This is a genomic window from Actinomadura sp. 21ATH (genome assembly GCF_041951345.1).
Classification (GTDB): domain Bacteria; phylum Actinomycetota; class Actinomycetes; order Streptosporangiales; family Streptosporangiaceae; genus Spirillospora.
Genome location: NZ_JBGNUR010000010.1, coordinates 59,347 through 83,966, shown reverse-complemented (window position 1 = coordinate 83,966; position 24,620 = coordinate 59,347). Strand labels below are relative to the sequence as shown.

Genomic DNA, 24,620 nt, shown 5'->3' with positions numbered 1-24,620 from the left:
TCTTCTCTCCCCAAGTGGGACTGCGCTGTCGTACTAGGACTGGACGGCGCCCCATTGTGTGACACGGCCTTGCGGCACGGCCGCGTGGCACGGGCCCGCGGCACGGGCAGAGAAGATCATGGCGCGGCGGGCGGCCGCTCGCCCCGCCGCGCCACGTCCCGCGCGCCCTACTCCTCGAACGTCTTCTGGCCGCCGAACCTCGACTGGAGCTCGTCGTCGTACTTGTCGGCCGCGCCGCTGATGAGGGCGCAGGCCCGCTCCAGCTCCTCGGCCTGGAGGGTGTCGGCGAGCATGTCGGTGCTGAAGATCACCCGGCCGCCGCGGAAGTACGCCTGGATGCCGTAGATGCCGGCGTTGATCTCGTTCAGCGCCTTCAGCAGCTCGTAGCTCTCCTCGACGCCGCTCAGCACCGAGGAGACGACCTCCACGCGGTACGGCTCGGTGCGGCCGACCCGCACGTAGTAGAGGGCGCTGCCGCGCCGGATCGGGACGTCGCCCTGCTCGTCGAAGACCACCTCGTCGGTCTCCAGGTAGGCGGCGAGGATCTTCTCGACGTGGGCGACGGTGTGCTCTCGGCTCATGGCGTGCCTTTCCCCGTGTGAGTTTCGTCGGATGGGCGGAGGCTAGCAGACACCCATCAATCCTGACTTGCGGACTTGTCGGATGGGCAGGGGATTGGCGGGAGGATTGGCATGCCGAGTGGCAATGGCCGCCGCACGGTAATCGCCGGGCCAATTTCGGCAGAAGTCACCGAAGACCGGGAAGTGAGCGCATCGGCTAGCGTCGGGGTGTCGGTCACGTGGAAGGAGCGCCCATGCTGCCCTGGTCCGCCGAACTCGCCGGCCGCCTGGACGAGCACACCGTCACGAGCGAGGTCCTGCGCGGCAACCCGCTGGGCGATCCGCACGAGCGCCCGCTGTGGGTGTACGTGCCGCCCGGGTACGGCGACGACCCCGGCCGCCGCTACCCCGCCGTGTACGTGATCATGGGTTTCACCGGGCACGTCGCGATGTGGCGCAACCGGACCCCGTTCCGGCGGCCGTTCCCGGAGACGGCCGACGAGGTGTTCGCGCGCGGCGACGCGCCGCCCGCGATCGTCGTGTACGTGGACACGTGGACGTCATACGGGGGCAGCCAGTACCTCGACTCGGCGGGCACCGGGCGCTACCACACGTACCTCTGCGACGAGGTCGTCCCGTGGGTGGACGCGCGCTACCGGACGCTCCCGGAGCCCGCCCACCGCGCGATCACCGGCAAATCGTCCGGCGGCTACGGCGCGATGATCACGCCGATGCTGCGGCCCGATCTGTTCGGCGCGCTGGCCACCCATGCCGGCGACGCCCTTTTCGAATACTGCTACCTGCCCGATTTCCCGCAGGCGGTGCGCCATTTGCGCGCTTATGGCGGCGACATCATGGCCTGGTGGGACGATTTCCACACCCGGGTGCCGATGAGCCGCCCCGAGGACGCGAAACTGCTGGAGATCATCGGTTACACCGCGGCCTATTCGGCCCGTTCCGACGGGACGCCGGAACTGCCGTTCGACCCGGTGGACGGCGTGCTGCGTCCCGGCGTGTGGCAGCGCTGGCTGGACCTGGACCCGGTGCGGATGGTACCGCGGTACGCCGACGCGCTGCGCTCCCAGACGGCGATCTGGATCGACGGCGGCACCCGCGACGAGTGGTACCTGGACATCGGCGCGCAGGCGTTCCGGCGGGCGCTGGCCGACAACGGGGTCGAGGAGAAGGCGATCCGCTTCGAGCTCTTCGACGCCCCGCACGGCGGCATCGACTACCGCTACCCGCTGTCGCTCGCGTGGCTCTGCGAGCGCATCGCGCCCGCCGCCTGATCGCTTACTGAGTCCCCGTCCGCACCGGTCCCGGCCGCCCCGCCGGGACCGGTGTCCGGCCTGCCCAGGAGCCGTTTTCAGAACTTCCACAGGGCCGCCGACGAAAACTGAAAATCCAATATGAAGTGGATTCATTGACACATCCCGGCCACCGGGGTGCACTTCTGGGCAACTCATCCGGATGAGCCGATCGGTCCGGTTCACCCCGCCGGTCGGTGGCCCCCCGCGAAGCCGCTCTCACAAGGACCTTCCGGGACGGCGCCCGCCCGGCTCCTGGAAGGAGCTCCCCCGTGAGACACCAGACCGCGCTCGCGGTCGCGGCGATCACCGCCGCCGGCCTCGCCGTGTCGATGTCCGCTCCCGCCTCCGCCCGCACCGCGCCCGCGGCACCCCCCACGCCGCCGTCGCCCGCCGCCGCGGCCGACCGCCTGGTGGCGCAGCGCCCCGCCGCGCTCCACACCGCGCCCGAGGACGAGATCGTCCGCCGCGGCGTCACCGCCGGCGCCGGCGGCCTCCGGTACGTCGCGTACGACCGCGTCCACGCCGGCCTCCCCGTCCGCGGCGGCGACTTCGTCGTCACCACCGACGCCGCCGGGAACGTCCTGTCCACCACGGTCGGCCAGGACGCCCCCATCTCCGTCGAGACCGCGCCCGAGCTGTCCGCGGGCAAGGCGGCGTCCATCTCCCGCTCCCACCTCGCCCGCGCGACCCGTACCTCCGCGCCCGTCCTCACCGTCCTCGCGGAGGGCCGCGGCCGCCTCGTGTACGAGACCGTCGTCGAGGGCACGGCCGCGAACCGGCCCAGCCGCCTGCACGTCCTCGTGGACGCGAACAGCGGCAAGGTCGTCCAGCAGTGGGACGAGGTCCGCGACGCCGACGACGACCAGAGCTACTACCACGGCGGCCGCCAGAACCCCACGCACATCGCCACCACCGCGTCCGGCGGCACGTACAGCATGCGCGACCCCGGCCGCCCCGGCGTCAGCTGCGCCAACCAGAGCGGCACCGTCTTCTCCGGCACCGACGACGTCTGGGGCAACGCCGGCGGCACCAGCCTGGAGACCGCCTGCGTGGACGCGATGCGCGCCGCCCAGGCGCAGTTCGACATGGCCGGGACGTGGCTGGAGCGCAACGGCCTCACCGGCACCGGCCGCGGCTGGCCCATGCGCGTCGGGCTGAACCAGGCCAACGCGTACTGGAACGGCAGCTACGCCAACTTCGGCCGCAACAGCGCCCGCACCCGCCAGGCCGTCCCCACCGACGTCGTCGCGCACGAGCTCGGCCACGGCATCTTCCAGGTCACCCCCGGCGGCTCCGGCGGCGGCAACGAGAAGGGCGGCCTGAACGAGTCGACCGGCGACATCTTCGGCGCCCTCACCGAGTGGTACCTGAACGAGCGCCGCGTGAGCGAGCAGCTGTCCGGCACGACGGCCCTGGTCAACTACGACCCGCCGGACTACCTCGTCGGCGAGGAGGTCGACCTGGCCGGCAGCGGCCCGATCCGCAACATGTACAACCCGTCCGCGGTCGGCGGCCACCCCAACTGCTACAGCTCGTCCGTGCCGAGCATGGAGGTGCACCGCGCCGCCGGCGTCCAGAACCACTGGTTCTACCTGCTGGCCGAGGGCTCGGCCGCGAACGACCCGTCCAACGGCCGCCCGAACAGCCCCACCTGCAACGGCACGGCCGTGACGGGCGTCGGCGTCCAGAAGGCCGGCCGGATCTTCATGGAGACGCTCAACCTCAAGACCACCACCTGGACGCACTCGACGGCGCGCCGCGCGTCCCTCCAGGCGGTGCTCAACCTGGTGCGGGTCGGCAAGGCCACCTGCACCGACTTCACCCGGACCCGGGCCGCTTGGACCGCTGTCAGCGTCCCGGCCGCGAGCGGTGAGCCCACCACCTGCACGGGCTGACCGCTCGGACGGCCGTACGGGGCGCCACCTCCTTGGCCCGTCCCGTACGGCCGTCATTTCCCCGGACGGCGGGGCCGCGGACCCCAGACCGCGGCCCCGCACCCCCGCCCACCAGAGGAGACCCATGAAGACGCGACTCACCGGGTTCGCCGCGGCCCTCGCCCTGACCGCCGCCGCGCTCGGCGCGCCCGGCCCGGCCACGGCCGCCGCCGCGGCGCCGGACATCCCGCTCGCCAACGTCAAGGCCCACCTGAGCCAGTTCCAGTCGATCGCGAACGCCAACGGCGGAAACCGGGCGCACGGCCGCCCCGGGTACCGCGCCTCGCTCGACTACGTGAAGGCCCGGCTGGACGCCGCCGGCTACCAGACCAGCATCCGCTCGTTCAGCTACGGCGGCGCCACCGGCTACAACCTGATCGCCGACCGGCCGGGCGGCGACCCGAACCAGGTCCTGATGGCCGGCGCCCACCTCGACAGCGTCCGGTCCGGCGCCGGGATCAACGACAACGGCACCGGCTCCGCCGCCATCCTGGAGGCGGCCCTCGCGGTCGCCCGCAGCGGCTACCAGCCCACCAAGCACCTGCGCTTCGCCTGGTGGGGCGCCGAGGAGCTGGGCCTGATCGGCTCCAGCCGGTACGTGAGCGCCCTCACCGCGGCCGAACGCTCGCGGATCAAGGGCTACCTCAACTTCGACATGGTCGGCTCGCCGAACGCCGGCTACTTCGTCTACGACGGGGACGACTCCGACGGCGTCGGGTCGGGCCCCGGCCCGGCGGGATCCGCCCAGATCGAGCAGACGATCAACGGCTACTTCGCCGGGATCGGCGTCCCCACCCGGGGCACCGACTTCGACGGGCGGTCCGACTACGGCCCGTTCATCCGGGTCGGGATCCCGGCCGGCGGCACGTTCACCGGCGCCGAGGGCCGCAAGACCACCGCCCAGGCGCAGCTGTGGGGCGGCCAGGCCGGGGTGGCGTTCGACCGCTGCTACCACTCGTCCTGCGACACCACGTCCAACATCAACGACACCGCGCTGGACCGCAACTCGGACGCGATCGCCCACGCCATCTGGGCGCTCTCGTCCTGATCACGCCGCGGCGAGCACCGGCCCGGCCCGACCGCGAGGTACGGAACGTCGTACCTCGCGGTCACAATGGGAGCATGTGCCGCAGCATCAAGACGCTCCGTCCCACGCCCAGCGAGCCGGAGGAGGCGACCGGCGACGACATCAGGGCCGCCGCGCTCCAGTACGTGCGCAAGGTCTCGGGCTTCCGCGCCCCCGCCGCGCACAACGCCGCGGCGTTCGACCGCGCCGTGGAGGAGATCACCCGCAGCACCGCGGAGCTGCTGTCGTCCCTGGAGATCCGGGGCGCCCGCTCCAGATAGCCCCCGCGCCGGGCCGTCTGGAGCGGGTCCCGCATGTCCGTGTCTCCGTGTCTCCGGGTCTCCGGGTCTCCGGGTCTCCGGTCCCGCCTCAGGACTTCTCGGCGGCGACCAGCTCGGCGATCTGGACGGCGTTGAGCGCCGCGCCCTTGCGCAGGTTGTCGCCCGAGCAGAACAGCGCGAGCCCGTTCTCGACGGTCTCGTCGCGGCGGATGCGGCCCACGTAGGTGGGGTCCTGGCCGGCCGCCTGGAGCGGGGTCGGGACGTCCGACAGCGCCACCCCGGCCGCGCCGGTGAGCAGCTCGGCCGCGCGCTCGGGGCCGATCGGCCGCTCGAACCGCGCGTTGATCTGCAGCGAGTGCCCGGTGAACACCGGCACCCGCACGCAGGTCCCGCTGACCTTGAGGTCGGGGATCTCCAGGATCTTGCGGCTCTCGTGGCGGAGCTTCTGCTCCTCGTCGGTCTCGGCCAGGCCGTCCTCAACGATCTTGCCCGCCATCGGGAGCACGTTGAACGCGATCGGCCGCACGTACACCTGCGGGTCGGGGAACTCCACCGCCCGGCCGTCGTGGGTCAGCCGGTCCGCGCCCTCCACGACCTTGCGCGCCTGCTCGTGCAGCTCGGCCACGCCCGCGAGGCCGCTGCCGGACACCGCCTGGTACGTGGACACGACCAGCGCGGTCAGCCCCGCCTCGGCGTGCAGCGGCCGCAGCACGGGCATCGCGGCCATCGTGGTGCAGTTGGGGTTCGCGATGATCCCCTTGGGCCGCCGGAGCGCGGCGTGCGGGTTGACCTCGGACACCACCAGCGGCACGTCCGGGTCCCGCCGCCACGCGGACGAGTTGTCGATCACGACGGCGCCGGCGGCCGCGACCTTGGGCGCCAGCTCCTTCGAGCTGGCGCCGCCGGCGGAGAACAGCACGATGTCCAGGCCGCCGTAGTCGGCGGTGGCGGCGTCCTCCACCGTCACCTCGGTGTCCTGCCACGCCAGCTTCCGCCCGGCCGAGCGCGCCGAGGCGAACAGCCGCAGCTCGTCCAGCGGGAATCCGCGTTCGGCCAGGATCCTGAGCATCACGCTCCCGACCTGTCCGGTGGCGCCGACGATCCCGATCTTCATGCCGCTCCCTCTGTCGCGTACGCGTGGTCGTCCTCGCAGGCCGTCGCTGACCTGGCGGAACGAGTCTGCCCAGGCCGACGGCCCAACGTCCAATCAAAAACCCTTCCATACAACCTTAAGCAACGCTTCACCCTTCCGGGTCAGGGGCGTCCTCAGGGGTGAATCAGGGGAGATCCCGATGTCACACGCGAGGCAAAGGGGGCAGGATCAAGGCATGGACATCGAGAAGAGCACCCAGAAGAAGCTGCGCCGCACCCAGGACGGCCGGATGGTCGCCGGGGTCTGCTCGGGCGCCGCGCGCTACCTCGGCGTGGACGCCAACATCATCAGGCTCGGGCTCGCCGTCTTCACGATCTTCGGCGGGGCCGGGGTCGCGGCCTACGCGATCGCGTGGGTGCTGATCCCCGAGGAGGGGCGCCCCACCTCGATCGCCGAGGACCTGTTCAAGAAGGCCAACGAGAACCCGAAGGTCCAGGAGACGATCCAGAAGACCAAGGACTCCCTCAACAAGGACTCGTCCAAGAAGGACGCCGGCGCCCGGGACCACACCCACATCTGAGCCGTGGACGCCCCCCGCGCGCTCCCGGCGCTCTCGCAGGCCATGCCCCTTCCAGGCCGGGCGGCTCGCCCTCGCCCGGCTCAGGGGGCGGGAGCGGACCGCCACTCACCCGGCTGAGGCCCGTGCTGGGACCCGTGCTGAGGCCCGTGCTGGAGCCCGTGCCGGGGCTCGTGCCGGGGCTCGCCGTGGGGCTGCTCCTCGCCGTTGACCGGTGACGTCCGGCCGTTGCCGCCGGCCGGCCAGGGCACCTCGACCGCCCGCGGCGGCCCGTCCCCGGCGCCGTTCAGCGCTTCGGGCGCGACGACCGGCACCGGTCCGGTGTCCCGGAGTTCCTCGGCCCGCGCCGAGCGCGCGTACATCGAGGCGATCACCTGCCCGCGGGCGCGGTTCCACGAGAACGTCAGGATCGCGGCCAGCGACAGGCCCAGCGCCCCGGCGAACGCGACCACCGTCTCCGGGCCGAGCACCTGCGCGGCGGCGCCCGCCACCAGGATGCCCAGGCCCTGGCCCGCCAGGATGCCCGACTGGGCCAGCCCGAACGCCTGGCCCCGCCCGGACGCCGGCACCGCCGCCACGAACGCGGCGTTCGCCGCCAGCTGGTAGGCGCTGCCCGCCCCCGAGATCGCCCACAGCACCACGACGGCCCACAGCGGCGGATGCATGGCGGCCCCCAGCAGCGGGGCGCAGGCCAGCATCGACATCCAGCCCATCGAGCGGATCCGGTTGCTGGGCCGCACGCACCTGCTGAACAGGAACGCGCCCACGACCATCCCCGTCGGCATCGCCGACATCAGCAGACCGACCGTCACCGCGCCGCCGTCGAACGTCGCCGCGTACGGGGCGGCCAGGCCCTCCGGGATCACGTAGAAGCCGCACAGCCAGGCGAACGCCACCAGCGCGCGCAGCGTCGGGTCGCCGAACACCAGCCGCCCGCCGTCCCAGGTGCCCTTCCACAGCCCCCGCGACTCGCGCTCCCGCCGCTTGGGCGCCGGCCTGCGGCGCAGCCCCGCCACCAGGATCACGGCCGAGAGGGCGAACGTGGCGGAGTTCATCGCGAGCGCCTCGCCGGTGCCGACCATCGCCACGATCGCCCCGCCCGCCAGGAACCCGAGCATCTGCGCGGCCTGGTGCGTGATGTTGTTGATCGCCGAGCCCGCGACGTACCGGTCCCCGGTCAGCACGTCGGGCATCACCGCCGCGCGGGCCGCGCTGAACGGCGCCCCCAGCAGCACGGTCACGAAGACCAGCGCGCACAGCAGCCAGAACGGCATGCCCTGCACGGCCATCAGCGCCACCAGCCCGGCCCGCAGGACGTCGGTCACCACCATCACGCGGCGGCGCGGGAACAGGTCGGCCAGCCCGGACAGCACGGGCCCGCCGACGATCGGGGGGATGTACGTCAGCGCGTACGTGACCGCGGTGAGCAGCGGGGAGTTGGTGCGCTCGTACACCAGCACGGCCAGCGCCACCTGGGCCAGCTGGTCGCCGATGAACGACAGCGCCTGCGCCAGCCAGAGCGCGCGGAACTCCCCTACCGCGAAGACCTCGCGGTAGGTGGCCTGCGACTCCGGTGGGCGGCGGTGCCTCCCGGTCTGCCTCTCAGCCACGCGCGCTCCAGTTCGGTCCGCACGGTCACGGACCCCCCTATTAACTCACGCTGCGTGGCAGTTGTGTAACCTACAGTGCCCGATTGGTGAAACTCTCTGTGGCGGCTCAGTAACCCAGCTCGTGCAGGCGCCGGTCGTCGATGCCGAAGTGGTGGGCGATCTCGTGGACGACGGTGATGCGCACCTCCTCCACCACTTCCTCGGGAGTCTCACAGATGTCAAGGATCTCGTTGCGGTAGATCGCGATGTGATCGGGAAGTACGGCGCCGTACCAGTCGCCCCGTTCTGTCAGGGGTACCCCCTGATATAGGCCGAGCAGACCGGGCTCGGGCGCCTCGTCCTCGACGACGATGACGACGTTGCGCATGTGCGCGGTCAGTTCGGGCGGGACGGTGTCGAGGGCCTCACCGACGAGCTCCTCGAACGCCTCTCGCGACATCTGGATCACGTCATCATTGTGCTTGACGGAAGGAGAAACCGTGCCGTTCGCGCACATCCGGACCGTCCTCTCCAGGGTCCGGCTGCGCCTCCCCGCGAGCCGCCCGCCGCTGAAGCACCTCGCCCGGCTGCGCCGTCCCGGTCCCCGTACCCGCCGCTGGGCCGGGGCCCTGGCCGTCGTCGCCGCCGGGCTGGCCGGCGGCCTGGCCGGCCTTCTCCTCGGCGGGCGCATCGAGACGCCCGTCGGCCCCACGGACGTCTCCCTGCTGCTGCGCCCCCAATGGGGCGGCGGTACGACGATCCAGATCCCGCCGCTAGGAGCGCTCCACCTCGACACGCACTGGGGCCCGCTGGCCCTGGAGGCCCGCGTCACCGAGCTGCGTCCGGAGCCCGCCCGCGAGCTCATCGAGTCCCAGACCGCCCTCGACAAGATCACCGACCGGATCGCGGGCGAGCTCCGCCACGGCGTGATCGTGATGCTGCTCCGCGCCGCCGCCCTCGGCCTCGCCCTCTCCTTCCTGGCCGGCCTCCTGCTCTTCCGCTCCTGGCGCAAGGCCCTCGCCGGCCTGGGCGCCGGCGTCGCCGGGATGCTCGCCCTCGTCCTGCTCACGTGGTCGACGTTCAACCCGCAGGCCATCGCCGAGCCCCGCTACACCGGTATCCTGGCGAACGCCCCGGCGCTCGTCGGCGACGCCCGCAGCATCGTCGAGCGCTTCTCCGCGTACCGCGCCCAGCTCGCCCGCCTCGTCGGCAACGTCTCCGAGCTGTACGCCGCCACCTCCACCCTCCCGGCGTACGAGCCGGACCCGTCCACGATCCGCGTCCTGCACGTCTCCGACATCCACCTCAACCCGGCCGCGTGGTCGGTCATGCGCTCCGTCAGCCGGCAGTTCCAGGTGGACTTCATCATCGACAGCGGCGACCTCACCGACCACGGCAGCGAGCCGGAGGAGCAGTTCGCCGACGAGATCGAGTCGCTGAAGGTCCCGTACGTCTTCGTCCGCGGCAACCACGACTCCAAGCGCGTCGCGGACGCCGTCGACGACCAGAAGAACGCCACCGTCCTCGACGACGGTTCCCACGAGATCGAGGGCCTGCGGATCTACGGCGTCGGCGACCCCCGCTTCACCCCCGACAAGACCACCCGCGACGACCACATGGGCGTCGAGCAGCTCCGCACCCTCGGCTCCCAGCAGGCCCAGAAGCTCCGCGCCTCCGGAACGACCCCCGACATGGTCGTCGCCCACGACCCGTACCAGGGCGAGGGCTTCTCCGGCGCGACGCAGCTCGTCCTCTCCGGCCACGGCCACAAGCGCTCCACGCGCCTCATGCCCACCGGCACCCGCCTGTTCATCCAGGGCTCCACCGGCGGCGCCGGCCTGCGCGGCCTCGAACACGAGCAGCCGACCCCGATCGAGCTGTCCGTCCTCTACTTCAGCCGCGCCAACCACCGCCTCCAGGGCTGGGACGACATCCGCCTCGGCGGCCTGGGCCTCACCTCGGCCCAGATCGAGCGCCACCTGGAGCCGAACCCCGACCGCACCATCGGCCCGCCCGCCACCCAGCCGCCCACGCACAGCCCCACGTTCCCGTCGCTGCCCCCGTCCCAGTGGCCCACCCAGTCCCCCACGACCAGCCCATCCGCCACACGCCCCCCGGAACGGGGCTAAACCGTTTGTGCGTCCGGCCTGGTTGTCCCCTATGCTGGACCGGTCGAGTGGCAGCCATCCCTGCCACCGAGGGCCCCCTTCGTCTAGCGGCCTAGGACGCCGCCCTTTCAAGGCGGTAGCGCCGGTTCGAATCCGGTAGGGGGTACATCACAGACGGCTGCATGATCGTCGCCGGTCACGTGCGACCGGTTGCCCAGCACGGTGGTCACCGCGTCCTGCTGGATCTGGATGATCTCCCGTGTGACGGTCACCTGGCAATGAACCTTCCGAGTCGTGCGGTCGTAGCGCATCTCAAGTCGGAAGGCGTCGAACAGCCTGCGGAGCACCGGCTCGGGAACCGTGGCCAGATCCACGCTCCCCACAGGAAGCTCGTCGAGCAGATCCGGACACTGGCGAACAGGCTGCTCGCTCTCCAACTCCGCAAGCCGCGCTCTCTTCTGATCGCGATCGGCACTGAGCTGGGCGGCGCGAGCGTTGACGTCCCGGGTGAACTCGGGGTCCGGCACCTCCAGATGCTCCAGGCTGCTGATCAGCCGTTCTCGCCGCTGGCTGATGTCCTGGACGGCTTTGCGAACAGCGTCCATGGCCGCTTGGTGCTCGACCGCTGCCTGGTTGGCGGCCTCGACCATGAGGACTGACAGCCGAGAGCGCCGGTGGGGGCCGAAGACGTTACTGGCGAAGAAGTCCGAAAGCCCCCTGAGCAGGGCCTCCTCACGAACCCAGTAGCTCTTCGGGTGCCCTTCAGGGACGTAGCCCTTCGAGGGCTTGCAGACGTAGTAGGGCGTGCCCTTGGGGTTGGTCTTGCCGAACAGTCGGCGGCCGCATTCGTCGCAGGCGATGTAGCTGCGCAGGACGTACGTCCGTTTCGTGCCCGCGCACTTGTTGCGTTCCTGTGTGCTGCGTGATCGTTCGCGACGGCTGCCGGTCTGGCGCGCCACGAGGAAGGTTTCCACGGACACCAGGGGCTCGTGAGTGGGAACGCTCGACCAGACCCATGCTTCGGGCGGGTTGCAGCTTCCACCATCGGACTTGGTGGCTCGCCGGTTCCACACCATGTAGCCGGTGTACTTGGGGTTGCGGAGGATCTCGCGTACTGAGGAGTGCGTCCAGCGCCCCACCGCGCGCCCGGGATCCACAGGCTGTGGAGGCGGGTAGCGGTCGAGGTCGGTGTTCAGGCGATTCGCGAGCGCCTCGTAGCCCATGCTTTCCCCGACCCTCCACTCGAAGATCGTTGTGACCACAGGTCCGCGCTCGGCGTCGGGAACCAGCCGGTGCTTGGACGCCCCCTCGGCTCGTCGGGCGGGCACAGGGTGAGGAATCTTCAGTGCGGCATAGCCGTACGGCGGCTTGCCGATGTTGAAGCCCTGCTCAGTGTGGACCTCGGTACCGCCCCAGGACTTCTCCAACAGCTCCAGGACGTACCACTCAGCGACGCCTTGCTTCACGCGCCGGGTCAGGACCTGCGTCGCCCGGTTACCGCCAAGCGTGATGGGCTCGTCTGCCGCGAAGAGCGGAACGCCCGCCTCCTCCAGGCGGTTCTCGATGAGGGTCCCGACGTACGTGCGGCGCGCGATGCGCTCGATCGACTCGCAGATCACCGCGTCGAAGCGCCGATCCGGGCGGGTGGCTTCATCCAGCAGATCCTGGATACCGCCCTCGCGCGGCACGGGGATCACGAATCGTTCGTGCCCTCTTCCCATCCCGCGGGCAGCCAGGTCCTTGCGCCCGGACTCCACGTCGTAGAAGTGAACGGAGATGACCGATTGTGCGGGGAGAGCCTCCCGGCAGGAGTTGAGCTGCCGAGGAATGGACAGCGTTGGGTCCTGCTGGTCCTCGGTCGAGACGCGCGCCGCGAACGCGACCCGCAGCGGCCCTGGGGCTCGGTGTCCTCCGCCGGGTCCCGTCAGCCGGGTCCGGCGCCCTCCCCGGGATCCGGTTCTGAGGAGTTCGGGCGAGATCGGTGCTGTCTTGCTACCCATGCCAGTACCTCGTTGATCGCACGCGCCTGTGCACGTTCCAGTTGGTCGGCCACATCGCCTTCAGCGGTCACCACCGTCCAGACGAACCCAGCGGGCTCGTCTGGGCGGCCGTTGCGCTCCCGGCCTTCTCGGGTCACCGCTCGCCCGATCGCGAGCCGGTGTCCCGCCGCCACCGATCGCGGGGGCGGGCGTGTGCCCTGTCCGCGCGGTGGCGGTCCCGATATGACCGCTCATCTCGACCCCGAAGCTCAAGGCCAGGCCCTGCCCCCGGTCTTGCCGGGACGAGGGTGACGGGCGAGGTGATGTGCTGGGGATGGCCGGTCGGCGTAGTGAGGTGCCACCAAGGCCCGCATCGGTAGGCGCGGAGCCTGACGCCGGGCGCCGCGACCTTGACGGCGTGGCGAGCCCGCTTCCGAGACCGGTAACAGGCGCGGCCGCAGGCACCGCAGGTACCGAGTTGCAGCCGCGCGAGGACCTCTGCTCCTCTATCCCGGCGAACGACCGGCGGCTTGGCCGCAATGCGGGAGTTCACCGGTCACCTCCACACAGGTCCCGAGAAACCCTGAAAATCAGAAGATCCTCGTGGGCCGTAGCGCAGGCAGGGATGCCCCGTTCCCTGGCACGGCGGGTCTCCAGCATCTGGAAGAACGAGGCGCGGTTGACCAGTTCGCCATCGCGAATCCCGCACAAGAGCGCGGCAAGCCGTCCCACCAGCGCCAGCCCAGCCCGACCGGCGCTCTCGATGACCAGGCCAGGCAGGTCGATCAGTTCGCCCTTGACCCGGATCGGCCGGACCGTGACCGCCACGACTCCACCGGGACGCAGAAGCTCGGCGCTGCCGGCCAGGATGCGCGAGAACCCCTGCAGCAGCTCATCCAGGCCCTGGTGCGCGAGATTGCCCCGGTCGGCCGAGTAGCGGTGATTCCACTTCTCGACCCGGCCACCTCCGTCCCTTGCCCCCGACCTCACATGACCGTGAGTACGAGACCCGTACGGCGGCGAGGTGAGGACCAGCGACGCTTTCCCGCGAAGCGTCGGATATGCGGTCGCGATGTTGCGGGCGTCACCGATGACCAGCTTGGCGGTCCCGGTGGCGCCCTGCCGCTGTGCGTGAAGAACGTTGGCCGCCGCAAGCCGCACCCAGGAGCCCTCGTACTCCATCCCGGCCGCGTCACGCCCGAGATGGATCGCCTCCACCAGGGTGGTCCCGATCCCGCTCATCGGATCGACGACCAGATCCCCAGAGGCGGTGAACGCCTCAATAACGCAGGCGGCGATGGCGGGCAGCATCTTGCCCGGGTGCCGCATCGAGTCGGGCGTGTAACGGCCCGCGCGCTGCAACCGCGACGGCCGCTGCCCCGTCAGCAGCACCGATGCAAGACCCTGGCAGCCAGGGCCAGCGGCGTTGCCCATCGCCTTCACCGGCGGCCCTCCTTCGAGCCGCCGGGGCTAGGAGCGCCTGTGGGCTTGGTGAACAAGCAGACGTCGGCATGCACACTCACCACCGGCGGCAAAGCCCGCGACCGGATATCGCGGAGTTCGGCCAGATCCGTGGGACGGCTCTGCACGACCAGCGCATCACCGTCTACCGGCACGCGGAGCGCGATGACGTGCTGGCCGTAGCGGAACCCGACCCGGCTGGCCTCGCGGACGATGCGCGGAGCGGGGTCGATGAGACGCTCCCCGTCGTATCGGGTGGTCGTGATCACGGCCAGATGCCCGCCAGGACGCAGAACGCGCCACGCGGAGTGCAGGAACGCGCTGAGCTTCTGGTCGGACAGCATCCAGAATTGGGCACGGCACGGCGGACACTCCCTCCCCGCGGCGGGCCGCGGGTTTCCGCCGTTCTCCTCGTATGAGGGAAGGGCGGCGATGACCAGGCTGACCCGGCCCCGATGGTCGACCAACCCGCAGTGCAGCTGGTCCGGCCGGCAAGGCCGCATCCCCACCATGGCCAGCTGCGTCTCGGTCAGATCGGCACGCAGCCGCTGCCCGATGTAGCGAGCGAGCGGATAGTTCGGCACGCAGGCCAGCCCCCTGCGGCCCAGCCGCGCGGCGGTGGCCACCGTTGCCTCACCGGCGGTAAACGCCTCCGCCATGGTGTCACCCTCACGGGTACAGGTCTCGATGAGATGAGCGGCCAACTCCCGCCCGACCAAGCGCTGATGCTGCGGGCACGTCCGGACCGCGCCAGTACCGGCGGCCGCCCTGCCCGCCGCGTCCTTGTCCCGCTGGGATGTCTCGCGAGGGCTGGAGTCGGCCTCCGAGCACAGCCACACGGTCAACGGCAAGAGGCGCCGACTCTTGGCGCCCGTGCTGGGGCGCGGTCGCCCGGCTCCAGGTACTCCCGCATTGGAAGGTGTGTCGTTCATCGTGGATGACCCGAGACGGCCACCCGATCCCCGTTCCCCTTAAAGCACCCGTAGCGTCCCCAGATTCGACAGCGGCCACCTTAAAGTTCCGCCCAAACCGATCCACCACGAGGTACTTACCGCCCGTTCTTGCAGCTCAGCGTCCTCTTGAGTAGGGACGGGGTCGACCTGCGGGAGTGTTGTCTCAGGTAGATGGTTGTGGGACTGTCCGGTTATGGGAAGTTGAACCGTACGCTGCCGGGGTGGGAGAAGTGATCGGCTACGCCCGATGCTCGACCGTTCTGCAAGATCACGCCACGCAACGCGAGAGCCTCGTGTCGTTCGGTTTGCCCAAAGACCGTGCTCCAGGCAGGCCTGACAGTCAGCCCAAGGACAGGCCGAACCCATGAGCGCCGCCGGTGTGGAACGAGTGCTCTCACCAGGGGGAGCCTGCTGGATCTGCGGACTCCCCGCAGTGTGCGGGGAGAAGCTTCCTGGTCGTAAGCGCAAGGTCCGGGGCCTTTGCCAGACACACGCCGACGCCATCTTCGGGGCTGAGGACCCGGCATGGCGCCGCCTCGACGACAAGACTCAGCGCGAGATCGTCGACGATTGGCTACGTGCGATGACCATCCTGGCCAACGGTGGTCATCGCCCCTTGGAGGAGTTGATGGCCGAGATCGCTGCTGTCAACGACACCCGTACCGAGCACATAAAGATCATCACGCCGTTGATGCCGGGCGAGGCCTACGACTTGGACCAGGCTGACCGGGCCCAGCGTCGACTCCGGAGCCGCGAAACCATGGTGCACGCCATGATCACCCAGATCCTGCTCGGCTGGTGCGCCACCGCATCAGGCGAAACCCGCGGTGACGTCCTGCAGCGTTTGGCACTGACACTGGATACCTGGCTTGATCAACCCGAACCTCCAGCTCAAGGACCCAGCGCTGGCTCCTCCTGATCGAACCTCATCAGGTAGGCGCTAACGGAACTGACGAGGACGAGAAGCGAACGGTGTGCCACCTTTGGCGCTTCTTTATTAGCAACCTATCCGACCGGGCTTATGCCCAGATCAGCGACGGCAGGGGGCGTTGACAACTCCTTGAGGATTGCCGCTGGCTGCGAGCGAGCAGGGAGGTGAAAGCGCTGCTCGGCAAGGGGGTTAGTAGCCGGTAGGCGCCGTGACGACCGCCTGGGGCATCACCAGCGTTGTACCTGGTAGCAACTTCCGGACGTGCCGAAGTGAGGGCGACCGATCCGCCTTCGAGCACCTGGGGTTGCCATGGCCACCGCAAGCATCCGTCCACGAAGCGCTTCCACCGGGGCCGGGACCTACGATCCTGGCCTCGTCCCCGAGGGAGAGGGCAATGCCCTCGCCGTTGCGGAAGCGACGTTCCGGCTCTTGGTCGATGGGCCGGGCGCGCTCGAGATCGACGGCCGTGCGCTCGGGACTTGTCTGCCGAGCCGTCGCATCAACCTCGGCGAACTGCGCGGGCTGCTGCTGGCCGATGCCTCCGATGCCGCCAAGGACGCGGCTTGGGCGGAGCTGGTGCGGCGGGCTCGCAGCGGTGACCCGGCCTGGGTGATCGGGTGCGTGGGGGTAGCGATGCCGGGGCTGAAGAACGTCGCGGCACGTGTCCTGCGTACGGCACCCGAGCGGCTCGCCGACGACATCGTCTCCGAGCTGCTGACCGAGTTCGTCGCTCAGCTACACCGAGTGGACCTGGACCGGCCCAACATCGCGCCGCGGCTGCTGCTGTGGGCCCGCAAGGGCGCGCTGCGTGCACGAAGGCGCGAGTCCCGCCTGGTTCCTGTGGATCCAGCGGAGATCTGCGCGGTGCCGGCTGAGCCGGAGTCCGAGCCTTCCGCACTGTTGGCCGACGCGGTCGCACAGGGTGTCGTCGCGCGGGCCGACGCCGATCTCATCGAGGCGACGCGCCTGGAAGGGGTCGCGATGGCTGAGTACGCGAGCGCTTGCGGGGCGCCGGAGAAGCGGCTCTACAAACGCCGTGACCGGGCCGAAGCCCGACTGGCCGCAGCGCTTCTCGCCGGTCATGTTTCGGCAATCTCTTCCGGCTGGGTGTCGAAAAACGGCTCTTGAGCGGTGCTTAAGGGGTGCCAGTGGATCACGGGCTGGTGCGGTACTCGGGCGGACGGTGCACCCGGTCCCCGCCGCATCCACCTTCCGTTCTGAGTCCTTGAGGAGGACGCCCAGAGCCCGGCCGCGCCGGCCCGTGATCCGTCTGGCAGCACTGTCCGTTCGTTCTTGGACTGGGAGACGCTGCCATGCGCCAGCCTTACCGTTCGCAACCCTGGACCCGCTGCACGCACGCGCGTTCCGTTCGTCGCTCGCGCGGCAGGTACCGCCGGTGTCTGCGCCGGGCGAGTACCCGCCGCCGTGTCATCGCCTCGGTGATCTGGACTGCCGGATGCGCGGTCACGGCGCTGATGGTGCCCGGGATCGCCGAGGCCGCCTCGCAGCTGGCCGCTCCGGCGTCGTTGGAGCGGGTCATCACCAATCTGCGCAACGTCATCGTCGGGCTGCTGGTCGGGCTGGCGACCTTGTTCGCCACCATCGGCGGCGTTCGGTACATCCTGGCCGGAGGTGATCCGGCCGAGATCGAGGCGGCCAAGAAGACGCTGCGGTATGCGGCGATCGGCTATGGCGTCGCGGTGCTGGCCCCGGTGCTGGTGAAGATGCTTCAGCAGATCGTTGGCGCCTAGCGATGCGGGCTCGCCACCGGTGTCTACGCCGGGCCCGGCCGTGGCTGCTGCTCGCGGTGGGGCTCGCCGGAGCCGTCGCGGTGCTGCTTCCCGTGGCGTGGGCTGAACGGGCGGAGGTGCGTTCGGTCGCCGCGCTGTCCGTGGCCACCCCGTCTCCCACGCCTCAATCGTCGGGGGCTGGTGGTTTTCCCTCGCCTTCTGCGTCTCCGTCGGCAGGTGGGCAGTGCCCGGGCAAGGAGAAAATCATCACTCCGCCGGGGGCGGCTCGGCCACACGTCTTGTGCGAGGTGTCGCCCGGCCGGTGGGAACCGCCTTCGGCCTCGCCGACGCCTTCGCCGCAGCCGAGCCGGCCGCCGGAGAAGAAGCCGGACGAGGACTGCGGGATCACCGACCTGGGCTGTCACGGCAAGGAGGCGGTGAACGACTGGCTGCAGGAGTTGATCGAGGCGGCGGCCCGGCCCGTGTTCAACATGTTGGGCTCCACGGTGCTGGGCACGCCCGAGCTGAAGTCGCAGGACATGGCGCGGGCACGGCAGTTGTGGGGCGTGTCGCAGACCATCGCCAACACTTGCTTCGTGCTGGTGGTCTCGGCCGCCGGGATCCTCATCATGGCCGGTCAGTCCCTTCCTGGGGAGCTCACGCCTCGGCAGTTGCTACCGCGGGTCGTGTTGGCCTTCCTGGCGGCGAACCTCAGCCTGACGCTCCTGGGGTATGGGGTCTCGCTGGCCAACAGCCTGGCCCAGGCGTTCCTGGACGGCGGCCCCGAGAAGATCGATGCCCGGGTCCTCGCCGACACTCTGGTCGGGAGTGTTCTCACGTCGGTGGCCACTGGTGGGGCGTTCCTGCCGCTGGTGGCTCTGGTGGTGATCGGGCTCGCGGTGTGCGTGGCCTTCATTTATGTCGCCCGGCTCGCGATCACGATGGTTCTTGTCGCGATCGCGCCGCTGGCCTTGATGTTCCACGCGTTGCCGATGACCGATGGCCTGGCGCGGTTCTGGTGGCGGGGCATCTCCGGAATCCTGGCGATCCAGGTCTGCCAGGCCCTCGTACTCGTCACCGCGGTCCAGCTGCTCTTCACCGAGACCAAGGACACCAGCGGTGACTTCGCCGGCGTCCCGACCAAGAACGACCTGACCGACCTTCTACTTGCCATCTGCTTGTTGTGGGTGCTGATCCGTATCCCGGCATGGGTGGCGCGAACGATCTGGCGTCCGGCGCAGCCTCGGATGCTCGTCCAGATGGCCAAGACGTTCCTGCTCTATCGCGGAGTCGGCGCACTGATGGGCAAAGTCGGTCGCCCATCGGCGCTCGGGAAGGGCGCTGGCCAGCGCGCTTCGCGCGGCGGGGCGGTACCGATCGGCAGCGGGAATCGCAAGCGGCGAAGGCCTGGGCCGTACTCCACGAATCCGCGTTCCCCTTCATCTCCGCAAGGGCCATCTCCCTCCGGCGGCTCTGAGACCACACCGACGCCAGGAGGGCGACCCGTGCAACTGACCTTGCCGATCCCGCACGATTTCGAGGCCAAGCCCGCCGCCAAGAAGCGGCCGGTGCAGTTGGCTCTGCCGATCCCGGCTCCGCGCGTGCCGGTACGGCCTGCGCCCCCGCCGCTTCCAGCTCGGCCGGCGGTGCGGTCCCGGCAGTTGATGTTCCCGGGGATGCCGAAGCGGCCGGTTCCGCATCGCCAGATGGTCTTGCGGCTGGATCCGCCCAAGCAGAACCGTAGGAGGGCGCGGTGAGCCGTCATGACGATGATGTCCTGGTCGCGAAGATCCCGGCTGACGTAGATCAACCGGACAAGATCGTCTATGGACTGACGGCGCGGCAGTTGGCCGTGCTGGTGGTGACTGGGCTTGCCGCCTCGGGGCTGTATCTGGCGGTGCAGAGCTGGCTGCCGTTCGCGGCCGTGGTCGCGTCGGTCCTCCCGGTTGTGGCGGTCGGGTGCGTGGTGGCCGTCGCGCGGCGGGATGGCATGAGTCTGGATCGCTACGTTCTCGCCGCTCTGAAGCACATTCAGCTCCCCAGAGCGCGGGTCACCGCGGGGGATGAAGTCGGGGCGCCGCCGGGCTGGTGCCGGATGCGTGGTCGTCCGCCCGCTCCCTTGCGCCTTCCGGTACGGGCGATCCGCCAGGACGGGGTGATGGACCTGGTGGAGGGCGGCGTCGCTGTCATGGTGCGTGCGGGCACGATCCCGTTCGGGCTGCGTACATCCGGTGAGCAGGCGGCGCTGGTGGCGGTGTTCGGGCGGTGGCTCAATTCCTTGGAGAGCCCGGTCCAGATCTTGGTGCGCACGCAGACGGTGGATCTGTCGTACCTGGTTCAGCATTTCGCCGCCGCTGCGACGGGGCTGGCCGATCCGGCGTTGCAGCGGGCCGCTCAGGATCATGCCGGTTTCCTCGCGGAGTTGAACGGAGCCCGGGACCTGCTGATTCGCGAAGTTCTCGTCGTTCTCCGGGACGGTTCTGCCGAACAGTCGGCGCCCGTGCTGGCTCCTTGGGCGCGTTCGCGGAGGCGGAACAAGGCCCGTGATGCCGGCGCCGCTGTGGTGATGCGGCAGGCCGAGGAGGCCGCTCGTGTCTTGGCCGTGCTCGGGCTGACCACCGAGGTTCTGGATGGCGCGCAGTGCGCCGGGGTGCTGGCCGGGGCGTTGTCCCCAGGCGAGCCCCAGCTTGTGGATATCGCCGGGCCCGGCGAAGTGATCACCGCGGAGGGAGAAGTTTCGTGACGTTCTCGAACGTTCTTTGGTCGAAAGTCAAGCCGTCCCCGAGCCCCGACCTTCGTTCGGAGGCGGATGAGGCGATGGGCAGCGGGGATGTGCCTGGTCCGTCCGCGCTCATGGTGGGCGCCAGGGTAGTCGAGCTGCCCGGCTGTGTGTGCGGCTCCTTCGCGGTAGCCGGCTACCCGCGAGAAGTCAGCGCGGGCTGGCTGGAGCCGTTGCTCACCTATCCCGGCCGTCTCGATGTCTCTCTGCATGTGGAGCCGATCCCGCCTTTGGTGGCGGCGCAACGGCTGCGGCGGCAGCTGGCGCGGCTGGAATCGGTCTCCCGATCCAACGCCCAGCAGGGTCGCCTGGCCGACTTCGCCGCCGAGGCCGCCGCCGATGACGCCACCGAGCTCGCGGCGTCCCTGGCGCGGGGACACGGCCGACTGTTCCGGGTCGGCCTGTACTTGACGATCTACGCCGCCGACCACCAAGAGCTGGAGGCCGAGTCGCAGCGGGTGCGGGCCTTGGCGGCATCGCTGCTGCTGGACGTCCAGCCCACCACCTTCCGCGCTTTGCAGGGGTGGGTCACCACGTTGCCGCTGGGAAGCGACGCGGTGAAGACCCGGCGCGCCTTCGACACCGCCGCCTTGGCGGCCGCGTTCCCCTTCACCTCGCCGGACCTGCAACCGCAGGTGAAGGAGACCCCGGTGCTGTACGGCCTGAACGCGCACTCGTCGGGCGTGGTGCTGTGGGATCGGTTCGCGCAGGACAACCACAACTCGGTGACGATCGCGCGTTCGGGAGCGGGCAAGTCGTACTTCACCAAGCTGGAGGTCCTGCGGCTGCTGTATCAGGGCGTCGAGGTCGCCGTCATTGACCCGGAGGACGAGTACCGGCGCCTGGCCCATGCGGTCGGCGGTACGCACATCGGGCTCGGCTCGCCGCGGGTGTGCTTCAACCCGTTCGACCTTCCGAAGGGGCAGGACGCCGACACGTTGACGCGGCGGACGCTATTCGTTCAGACGCTGGTGGCGACGATGCTGGATCATGATCTGTCGCCTGCCTCGCGGGCGGTGCTGGACCGTGCGGTGATCGCCGCGTACGCCGCCCTGGGAATCACCTCCGATCCCGGTACCTGGAAGCGTCCCGCGCCGCTGCTTGCCGACCTAGCGGCTCAACTCGATGTGGCCGCCCAGGCCGGGGGCGGCGAGGCCGCCGATCTCGCCGCACGGCTGGCCCCGTACGTCACCGGCTCCTACAGCGGATTGTTCTCTGGCGCGACCACCACCCGGGCGGACGGGGCCCTGATCGTGTTCTCGCTGCGGGACCTCCCGGACGAGGTCCGTCCGGTCGGGATGCTGCTCGCGCTGGACGCGATCTGGCGGCGGGTCGCCAATCCGGCCGACCGGCGCAAGCGGCTGGTGGTGGTCGACGAGGCATGGACGCTGATGCACCACCCGGCGGGCGCCCAGTTTCTCTACCGGCTGGCCAAGTCCGCGCGTAAGCACTGGGCGGGGCTGGCGGTGGTCACCCAGGATGCCGCCGACCTGCTGTCGTCCAATCTCGGTCGCGCGGTGATCGCCAACTCCGCGACCCAGATCTTGCTGCGCCAGGCGCCCCAGGTCATCGACGAGATCGCGACCGCGTTCGACCTGACCGAGGGCGAGAAGGCGTATCTCTTGGCCGCCGACCAGGGCGAAGGGCTCCTGTGCGGTTCCGGCAACAGCAGCGACCGGGCGGCCTTCAGCGCGCAGGCCAGTGTCTACGAGAACGCGCTGGCCACCACCGATCCCGCCGAGCTGGCCGACCTTGAAGGCGATGCAGGAGGCGACCCGCTGTGAACCTCCCTCTTCTCACGCTCACCGTTGCCGGCCAATGGGCCGACCTGATCGAGGAGCTCGTTGATGATCCGGCACGGTTCACCACCCGCGCTCCCTGGTACGGCCTGCTCCTCGTCGGCACCGCGCTCGCCGGGGCAACGGTCATCTCGGCGGCGCGGTCGCTGGTCTGGCGGTGGCGGAGCGGTCGCCTTGCCGACGGCGCGCGGCTCATCGAGATCGCCGTTCCCTCCAAAGTGGAGGAGAGCAGCGCTGCCGCCTGGTGGTCACATCTGGCCGGATTGACGTCGCCCTGGTGGAAGCGCGCACTGTACGGCCAGCCTCATCTGGCCTGGGAGTTCGTCGCGGACGCTGATGGGCTGCGGGTCCAGGTCTGGGTTCCGGGCACGGTGCCCGCGGGACTGGTGGAGAAGACCGTACGGTCGGCGTGGCCGGGCGCGACTCTCACCACCAAGGAGCCCGGTCCGCCAATTCCGTACGGGGTCGCTTCGGCCGGTGGCCGCCTGGTCGTGGGCCGTCCGGAGCATTTTCCGCTGGCCACCGAGCACAAGGCAGACCCCTTGCGGGCATTGCTGGGAGCGGCGGCGGGGCTTCAGCGCGGCGAGCACCTCGCCGTTCAGGTGCTGGCTCGTCCGGTGGCCGGTCGGCGGTTGTGGCGGGCGCATCGTGCCGCGTCGGCCTTGCGCGGAGGCCGTTCCGCTGCGCCGCAGGGGGCGGCGTTCGATGTGCTCACGCCCGGCGGTTCGGGCTCTCGACAGCCGGGCGAGCTGTTCCGGGCGCATCCTGAACGGGCGGAGCAGGTGCGCACGATCCTCGCCAAGGCCGCGCAGCAGCGGTACGAGGTGCAGATCTTGTACGGGACAGCGACCACTCGTCTCCGGGGAGAGGCTGCGCAGCGGTGGCTACGCGCCCATTCCCATGAAGTCGCCTCGACGTTCGCCCTGTTCACATCCGGTAACCAGTACCTACGGCGAAAGCGGATACGCGAAGCCTCGACCCGGCTCGCCGCCCGCCGCCTGGGGCGCGGCTATCTGCTGTCAGTAGCCGAGCTGGCCGCGATAGCGCACCTTCCCTATGACGCGAGCGCGCCGGGTGTGACGCGCGCAGGAGCATCACCGGTCGCGCCTTCGCCTGCGGTTCCGTCATGCGGTTCGAGCGGTGCGCCGGTACGGATTCTGGGGGACGCGGAGGCGGGCGCGCCTCGGCCGGTCGCCCTCACCGTGGCCGGCGGCCGCCAGCATCTTCACGTGCTCGGCCAGACCGGTGTGGGCAAGTCGACCTTCCTCGCCAATCTCATCCTGTCCGATGCCCATGCGGGTCGTGGCGCGCTGGTGATCGATCCCAAGGGTGATCTGGTCGGTGAGGTTCTGGAACGGCTGCCGGAGCGGGCGGTCGGCCGGACGGTCGTCTTCGATCCGATGCAGGCCGGTCCGCCTCCGTGCGTGAACGTTCTCGCCGGGCCTGATCCCGCCTTCGCCGCCGAATCGATCGTCACCACCTTCCGCCGCTGCTTCTCCTCGGCCTGGGGACCGCGGCTGGACGACCTGATGCGCTCGGCCTGCCTGACGCTCACCCGAGTGCACGGGCACAGAGCGACACTGGCGCAGGTTCCGCCGCTGCTCAGTGACACCGGATTCCGCCGAGAGGTGACCGGCAAGCTGAAAGACGAACTGCTGTCGGGGTTCTGGGCCTCCTATGACGAGTTGTCTCCGGCCGGTCGCGCCGCGGTGATCGGGCCGGTGATGAACAAGCTCCGGGCGGTGCTGCTTCGCCCGTTCGTTCGCGACGCGCTGTCCGGCTCGGCCTCCACCGTCGACCTGCGGCGTGTACTGGACGGCGGCGGGCTCGTCCTGGCCCGCGTCCCCAAGGGAATCCTGGGCGAGGACGCCGCCCGCCTGCTCGGATCCCTCCTGCTCGCGCACACATGGCAGGCCATGACACCGCGCGCCAGACAGGCCGAGAACACCCGGCGGGACGTGGCCGCCTACGTCGACGAGGCGCACAACTTCCTCAACCTGCCCGGCTCGGTCTCCGACATCCTGGCCGAGGCCCGCGCCTACCGCTTCTCGCTCGTCCTGGCCCACCAGCACCTCTCCCAGCTGCCCAAGGACCTGCGCGAGGCGGTGTCAGCGGACGCCCGCAACAAGGTCTACTTCGCCGTATCGCCAGAAGACGCCGCCGCTCTCACTCACCAGGTCAGTCCGCTGGTAACCCCGTACGACCTTTCGCACCTGGGCGCCTACCAAGCCGCCGGACGGGTGGTGACCGACGGCGCCACCTCCGCCGCGTTCACCTTCCGCACCCGCCCGCTGCCCGAGGCGATCCCCGACCGTGCCGAGGCCGTACGCGCGGCGTCCATCGAGCGGTTCGGCGCCCGTCCAGACCGGCTCATGCCCACCGCACTCCCCCGAACCTTCATCAGCCGCATCGAGGAGGAGTGATGGCCAGATCCGGGAACCGCCTACGGAACGCCCCGAGCCGCACGCCA

Annotated in this window: 20 protein-coding genes, 1 tRNA gene and 1 pseudogene; 15 read left to right on the top strand and 7 right to left on the bottom strand. The window is 70.2% G+C overall.

From position 1 onward, the window contains the following. Positions 1-167: 167 nt before the first annotated feature. On the bottom strand, positions 168-581 hold the full coding sequence (locus ACA361_RS26520) for a YbjN domain-containing protein (RefSeq protein WP_375016118.1): 414 nt from the start codon (positions 579-581) through the stop codon (positions 168-170). A 233-nt stretch (positions 582-814) separates the two neighbouring features. Between ACA361_RS26520 and ACA361_RS26515 the strand changes: the two genes are divergently transcribed. From ACA361_RS26515 to ACA361_RS26500, 4 genes are all read left to right on the top strand, one after another. Then, entirely contained in the window at positions 815-1,849 is a 1,035-nt protein-coding gene (locus ACA361_RS26515; protein WP_375016116.1) for an alpha/beta hydrolase, read from the top strand. A gap of 290 nt (positions 1,850-2,139) precedes the next feature. After that, the gene (locus ACA361_RS26510; protein WP_375016114.1) at positions 2,140-3,765 is read left to right on the top strand and encodes a M4 family metallopeptidase; all 1,626 of its coding nucleotides are present in this window, start codon (positions 2,140-2,142) and stop codon (positions 3,763-3,765) included. Between the two features lie 124 nt (positions 3,766-3,889). Further along, the gene (locus ACA361_RS26505) at positions 3,890-4,852 is read left to right on the top strand and encodes a M28 family metallopeptidase (protein ID WP_375016113.1); all 963 of its coding nucleotides are present in this window, start codon (positions 3,890-3,892) and stop codon (positions 4,850-4,852) included. Between the two features lie 74 nt (positions 4,853-4,926). Beyond that, positions 4,927-5,151, top strand: coding sequence for a DUF2277 domain-containing protein (locus ACA361_RS26500; RefSeq protein ID WP_375016111.1), 225 nt, complete (start codon positions 4,927-4,929; stop codon positions 5,149-5,151). An 88-nt stretch (positions 5,152-5,239) separates the two neighbouring features. On the opposite strand, the gene ACA361_RS26495 is transcribed toward ACA361_RS26500, so the two are convergent. Next, positions 5,240-6,265 carry an aspartate-semialdehyde dehydrogenase gene (locus tag ACA361_RS26495; protein ID WP_375016109.1) on the bottom strand — a complete coding sequence of 342 codons (1,026 nt, stop codon included), beginning with the start codon at positions 6,263-6,265 and terminating at the stop codon, positions 5,240-5,242. Positions 6,266-6,479: 214 nt separating this feature from the next. Here ACA361_RS26495 and ACA361_RS26490 point away from each other — a divergent pair, with 214 nt between their 5' ends. Further along, positions 6,480-6,824, top strand: coding sequence for a PspC domain-containing protein (locus tag ACA361_RS26490; protein ID WP_366621435.1), 345 nt, complete (start codon positions 6,480-6,482; stop codon positions 6,822-6,824). 80 nt (positions 6,825-6,904) lie between these two features. On the opposite strand, the gene ACA361_RS26485 is transcribed toward ACA361_RS26490, so the two are convergent. Further along, positions 6,905-8,431: an MFS transporter gene (locus ACA361_RS26485; RefSeq protein ID WP_375016107.1), complete on the bottom strand. Its 1,527-nt coding sequence runs from the start codon at positions 8,429-8,431 to the stop codon at positions 6,905-6,907. A 106-nt stretch (positions 8,432-8,537) separates the two neighbouring features. Next, entirely contained in the window at positions 8,538-8,870 is a 333-nt protein-coding gene (locus tag ACA361_RS26480) for a metallopeptidase family protein (protein ID WP_375016469.1), read from the bottom strand. Positions 8,871-8,910: 40 nt separating this feature from the next. Between ACA361_RS26480 and ACA361_RS26475 the strand changes: the two genes are divergently transcribed. The 3 genes from ACA361_RS26475 to ACA361_RS26465 all read left to right on the top strand — a co-directional run bounded on the left by ACA361_RS26475 (position 8,911) and on the right by ACA361_RS26465 (position 11,177). Next, the gene (locus ACA361_RS26475) at positions 8,911-10,539 is read left to right on the top strand and encodes a metallophosphoesterase (RefSeq protein WP_375016106.1); all 1,629 of its coding nucleotides are present in this window, start codon (positions 8,911-8,913) and stop codon (positions 10,537-10,539) included. A 72-nt stretch (positions 10,540-10,611) separates the two neighbouring features. Then, positions 10,612-10,684, top strand: a tRNA-Glu gene (locus tag ACA361_RS26470). Positions 10,685-10,700: 16 nt separating this feature from the next. Next, a complete protein-coding gene (locus ACA361_RS26465; RefSeq protein ID WP_375016104.1) occupies positions 10,701-11,177 on the top strand; it encodes a hypothetical protein in 477 nt (158 codons plus the stop codon). A gap of 297 nt (positions 11,178-11,474) precedes the next feature. Here the strand turns inward: ACA361_RS26465 and ACA361_RS26460 are convergent. The 3 genes and pseudogenes from ACA361_RS26460 to ACA361_RS26450 all read right to left on the bottom strand — a co-directional run. Beyond that, positions 11,475-12,239, bottom strand: a pseudogene (locus ACA361_RS26460) (recombinase family protein); the annotation flags it as partial. An 807-nt stretch (positions 12,240-13,046) separates the two neighbouring features. Then, the gene (locus tag ACA361_RS26455) at positions 13,047-13,931 is read right to left on the bottom strand and encodes a TRM11 family SAM-dependent methyltransferase (protein ID WP_375016467.1); all 885 of its coding nucleotides are present in this window, start codon (positions 13,929-13,931) and stop codon (positions 13,047-13,049) included. Between the two features lie 5 nt (positions 13,932-13,936). Then, entirely contained in the window at positions 13,937-14,617 is a 681-nt protein-coding gene (locus ACA361_RS26450) for a hypothetical protein (RefSeq protein WP_375016102.1), read from the bottom strand. Positions 14,618-15,275: 658 nt separating this feature from the next. Here ACA361_RS26450 and ACA361_RS26445 point away from each other — a divergent pair. From ACA361_RS26445 to ACA361_RS26415, 7 genes are all read left to right on the top strand, one after another. Next, positions 15,276-15,830, top strand: a complete 555-nt coding sequence (locus tag ACA361_RS26445) for a hypothetical protein (RefSeq protein ID WP_375016100.1) — start codon at positions 15,276-15,278, stop codon at positions 15,828-15,830. Positions 15,831-16,151: 321 nt separating this feature from the next. Continuing rightward, positions 16,152-16,970, top strand: a complete 819-nt coding sequence (locus ACA361_RS26440) for an RNA polymerase sigma factor (RefSeq protein WP_375016099.1) — start codon at positions 16,152-16,154, stop codon at positions 16,968-16,970. A 311-nt stretch (positions 16,971-17,281) separates the two neighbouring features. Next, a complete protein-coding gene (locus tag ACA361_RS26435; RefSeq protein WP_375016098.1) occupies positions 17,282-17,593 on the top strand; it encodes a pilin in 312 nt (103 codons plus the stop codon). A gap of 416 nt (positions 17,594-18,009) precedes the next feature. Next, positions 18,010-19,329, top strand: coding sequence for a hypothetical protein (locus ACA361_RS26430; RefSeq protein ID WP_375016096.1), 1,320 nt, complete (start codon positions 18,010-18,012; stop codon positions 19,327-19,329). Then, positions 19,326-20,315: a PrgI family protein gene (locus ACA361_RS26425; protein WP_375016094.1), complete on the top strand. Its 990-nt coding sequence runs from the start codon at positions 19,326-19,328 to the stop codon at positions 20,313-20,315. The genes ACA361_RS26430 and ACA361_RS26425 overlap by 4 nt, the downstream gene beginning before the upstream one ends. Beyond that, on the top strand, positions 20,312-22,135 hold the full coding sequence (locus tag ACA361_RS26420; protein WP_375016092.1) for a VirB4 family type IV secretion system protein: 1,824 nt from the start codon (positions 20,312-20,314) through the stop codon (positions 22,133-22,135). The genes ACA361_RS26425 and ACA361_RS26420 overlap by 4 nt, the downstream gene beginning before the upstream one ends. Continuing rightward, on the top strand, positions 22,132-24,573 hold the full coding sequence (locus ACA361_RS26415) for a type IV secretory system conjugative DNA transfer family protein (RefSeq protein WP_375016091.1): 2,442 nt from the start codon (positions 22,132-22,134) through the stop codon (positions 24,571-24,573). The genes ACA361_RS26420 and ACA361_RS26415 overlap by 4 nt, the downstream gene beginning before the upstream one ends. Positions 24,574-24,620 lie beyond the last annotated feature (47 nt).

What these genes read in the sequence shown, in the direction of transcription:
- ACA361_RS26520 (WP_375016118.1), bottom strand. Translation starts at nt 581, where the DNA reads ATGAGCCGAGAGCACACCGTCGCCCACGTCGAGAAGATCCTCGCCGCC.
- ACA361_RS26515 (WP_375016116.1), top strand. Translation starts at nt 815, where the DNA reads ATGCTGCCCTGGTCCGCCGAACTCGCCGGCCGCCTGGACGAGCACACC.
- ACA361_RS26505 (WP_375016113.1), top strand. Translation starts at nt 3,890, where the DNA reads ATGAAGACGCGACTCACCGGGTTCGCCGCGGCCCTCGCCCTGACCGCC.
- ACA361_RS26500 (WP_375016111.1), top strand. Translation starts at nt 4,927, where the DNA reads ATGTGCCGCAGCATCAAGACGCTCCGTCCCACGCCCAGCGAGCCGGAG.
- ACA361_RS26495 (WP_375016109.1), bottom strand. Translation starts at nt 6,265, where the DNA reads ATGAAGATCGGGATCGTCGGCGCCACCGGACAGGTCGGGAGCGTGATG.
- ACA361_RS26490 (WP_366621435.1), top strand. Translation starts at nt 6,480, where the DNA reads ATGGACATCGAGAAGAGCACCCAGAAGAAGCTGCGCCGCACCCAGGAC.
- ACA361_RS26480 (WP_375016469.1), bottom strand. Translation starts at nt 8,870, where the DNA reads ATGTCGCGAGAGGCGTTCGAGGAGCTCGTCGGTGAGGCCCTCGACACC.
- ACA361_RS26465 (WP_375016104.1), top strand. Translation starts at nt 10,701, where the DNA reads ATGATCGTCGCCGGTCACGTGCGACCGGTTGCCCAGCACGGTGGTCAC.
- ACA361_RS26455 (WP_375016467.1), bottom strand. Translation starts at nt 13,931, where the DNA reads ATGGGCAACGCCGCTGGCCCTGGCTGCCAGGGTCTTGCATCGGTGCTG.
- ACA361_RS26450 (WP_375016102.1), bottom strand. Translation starts at nt 14,617, where the DNA reads ATGGCGGAGGCGTTTACCGCCGGTGAGGCAACGGTGGCCACCGCCGCG.
- ACA361_RS26445 (WP_375016100.1), top strand. Translation starts at nt 15,276, where the DNA reads ATGAGCGCCGCCGGTGTGGAACGAGTGCTCTCACCAGGGGGAGCCTGC.
- ACA361_RS26440 (WP_375016099.1), top strand. Translation starts at nt 16,152, where the DNA reads ATGGCCACCGCAAGCATCCGTCCACGAAGCGCTTCCACCGGGGCCGGG.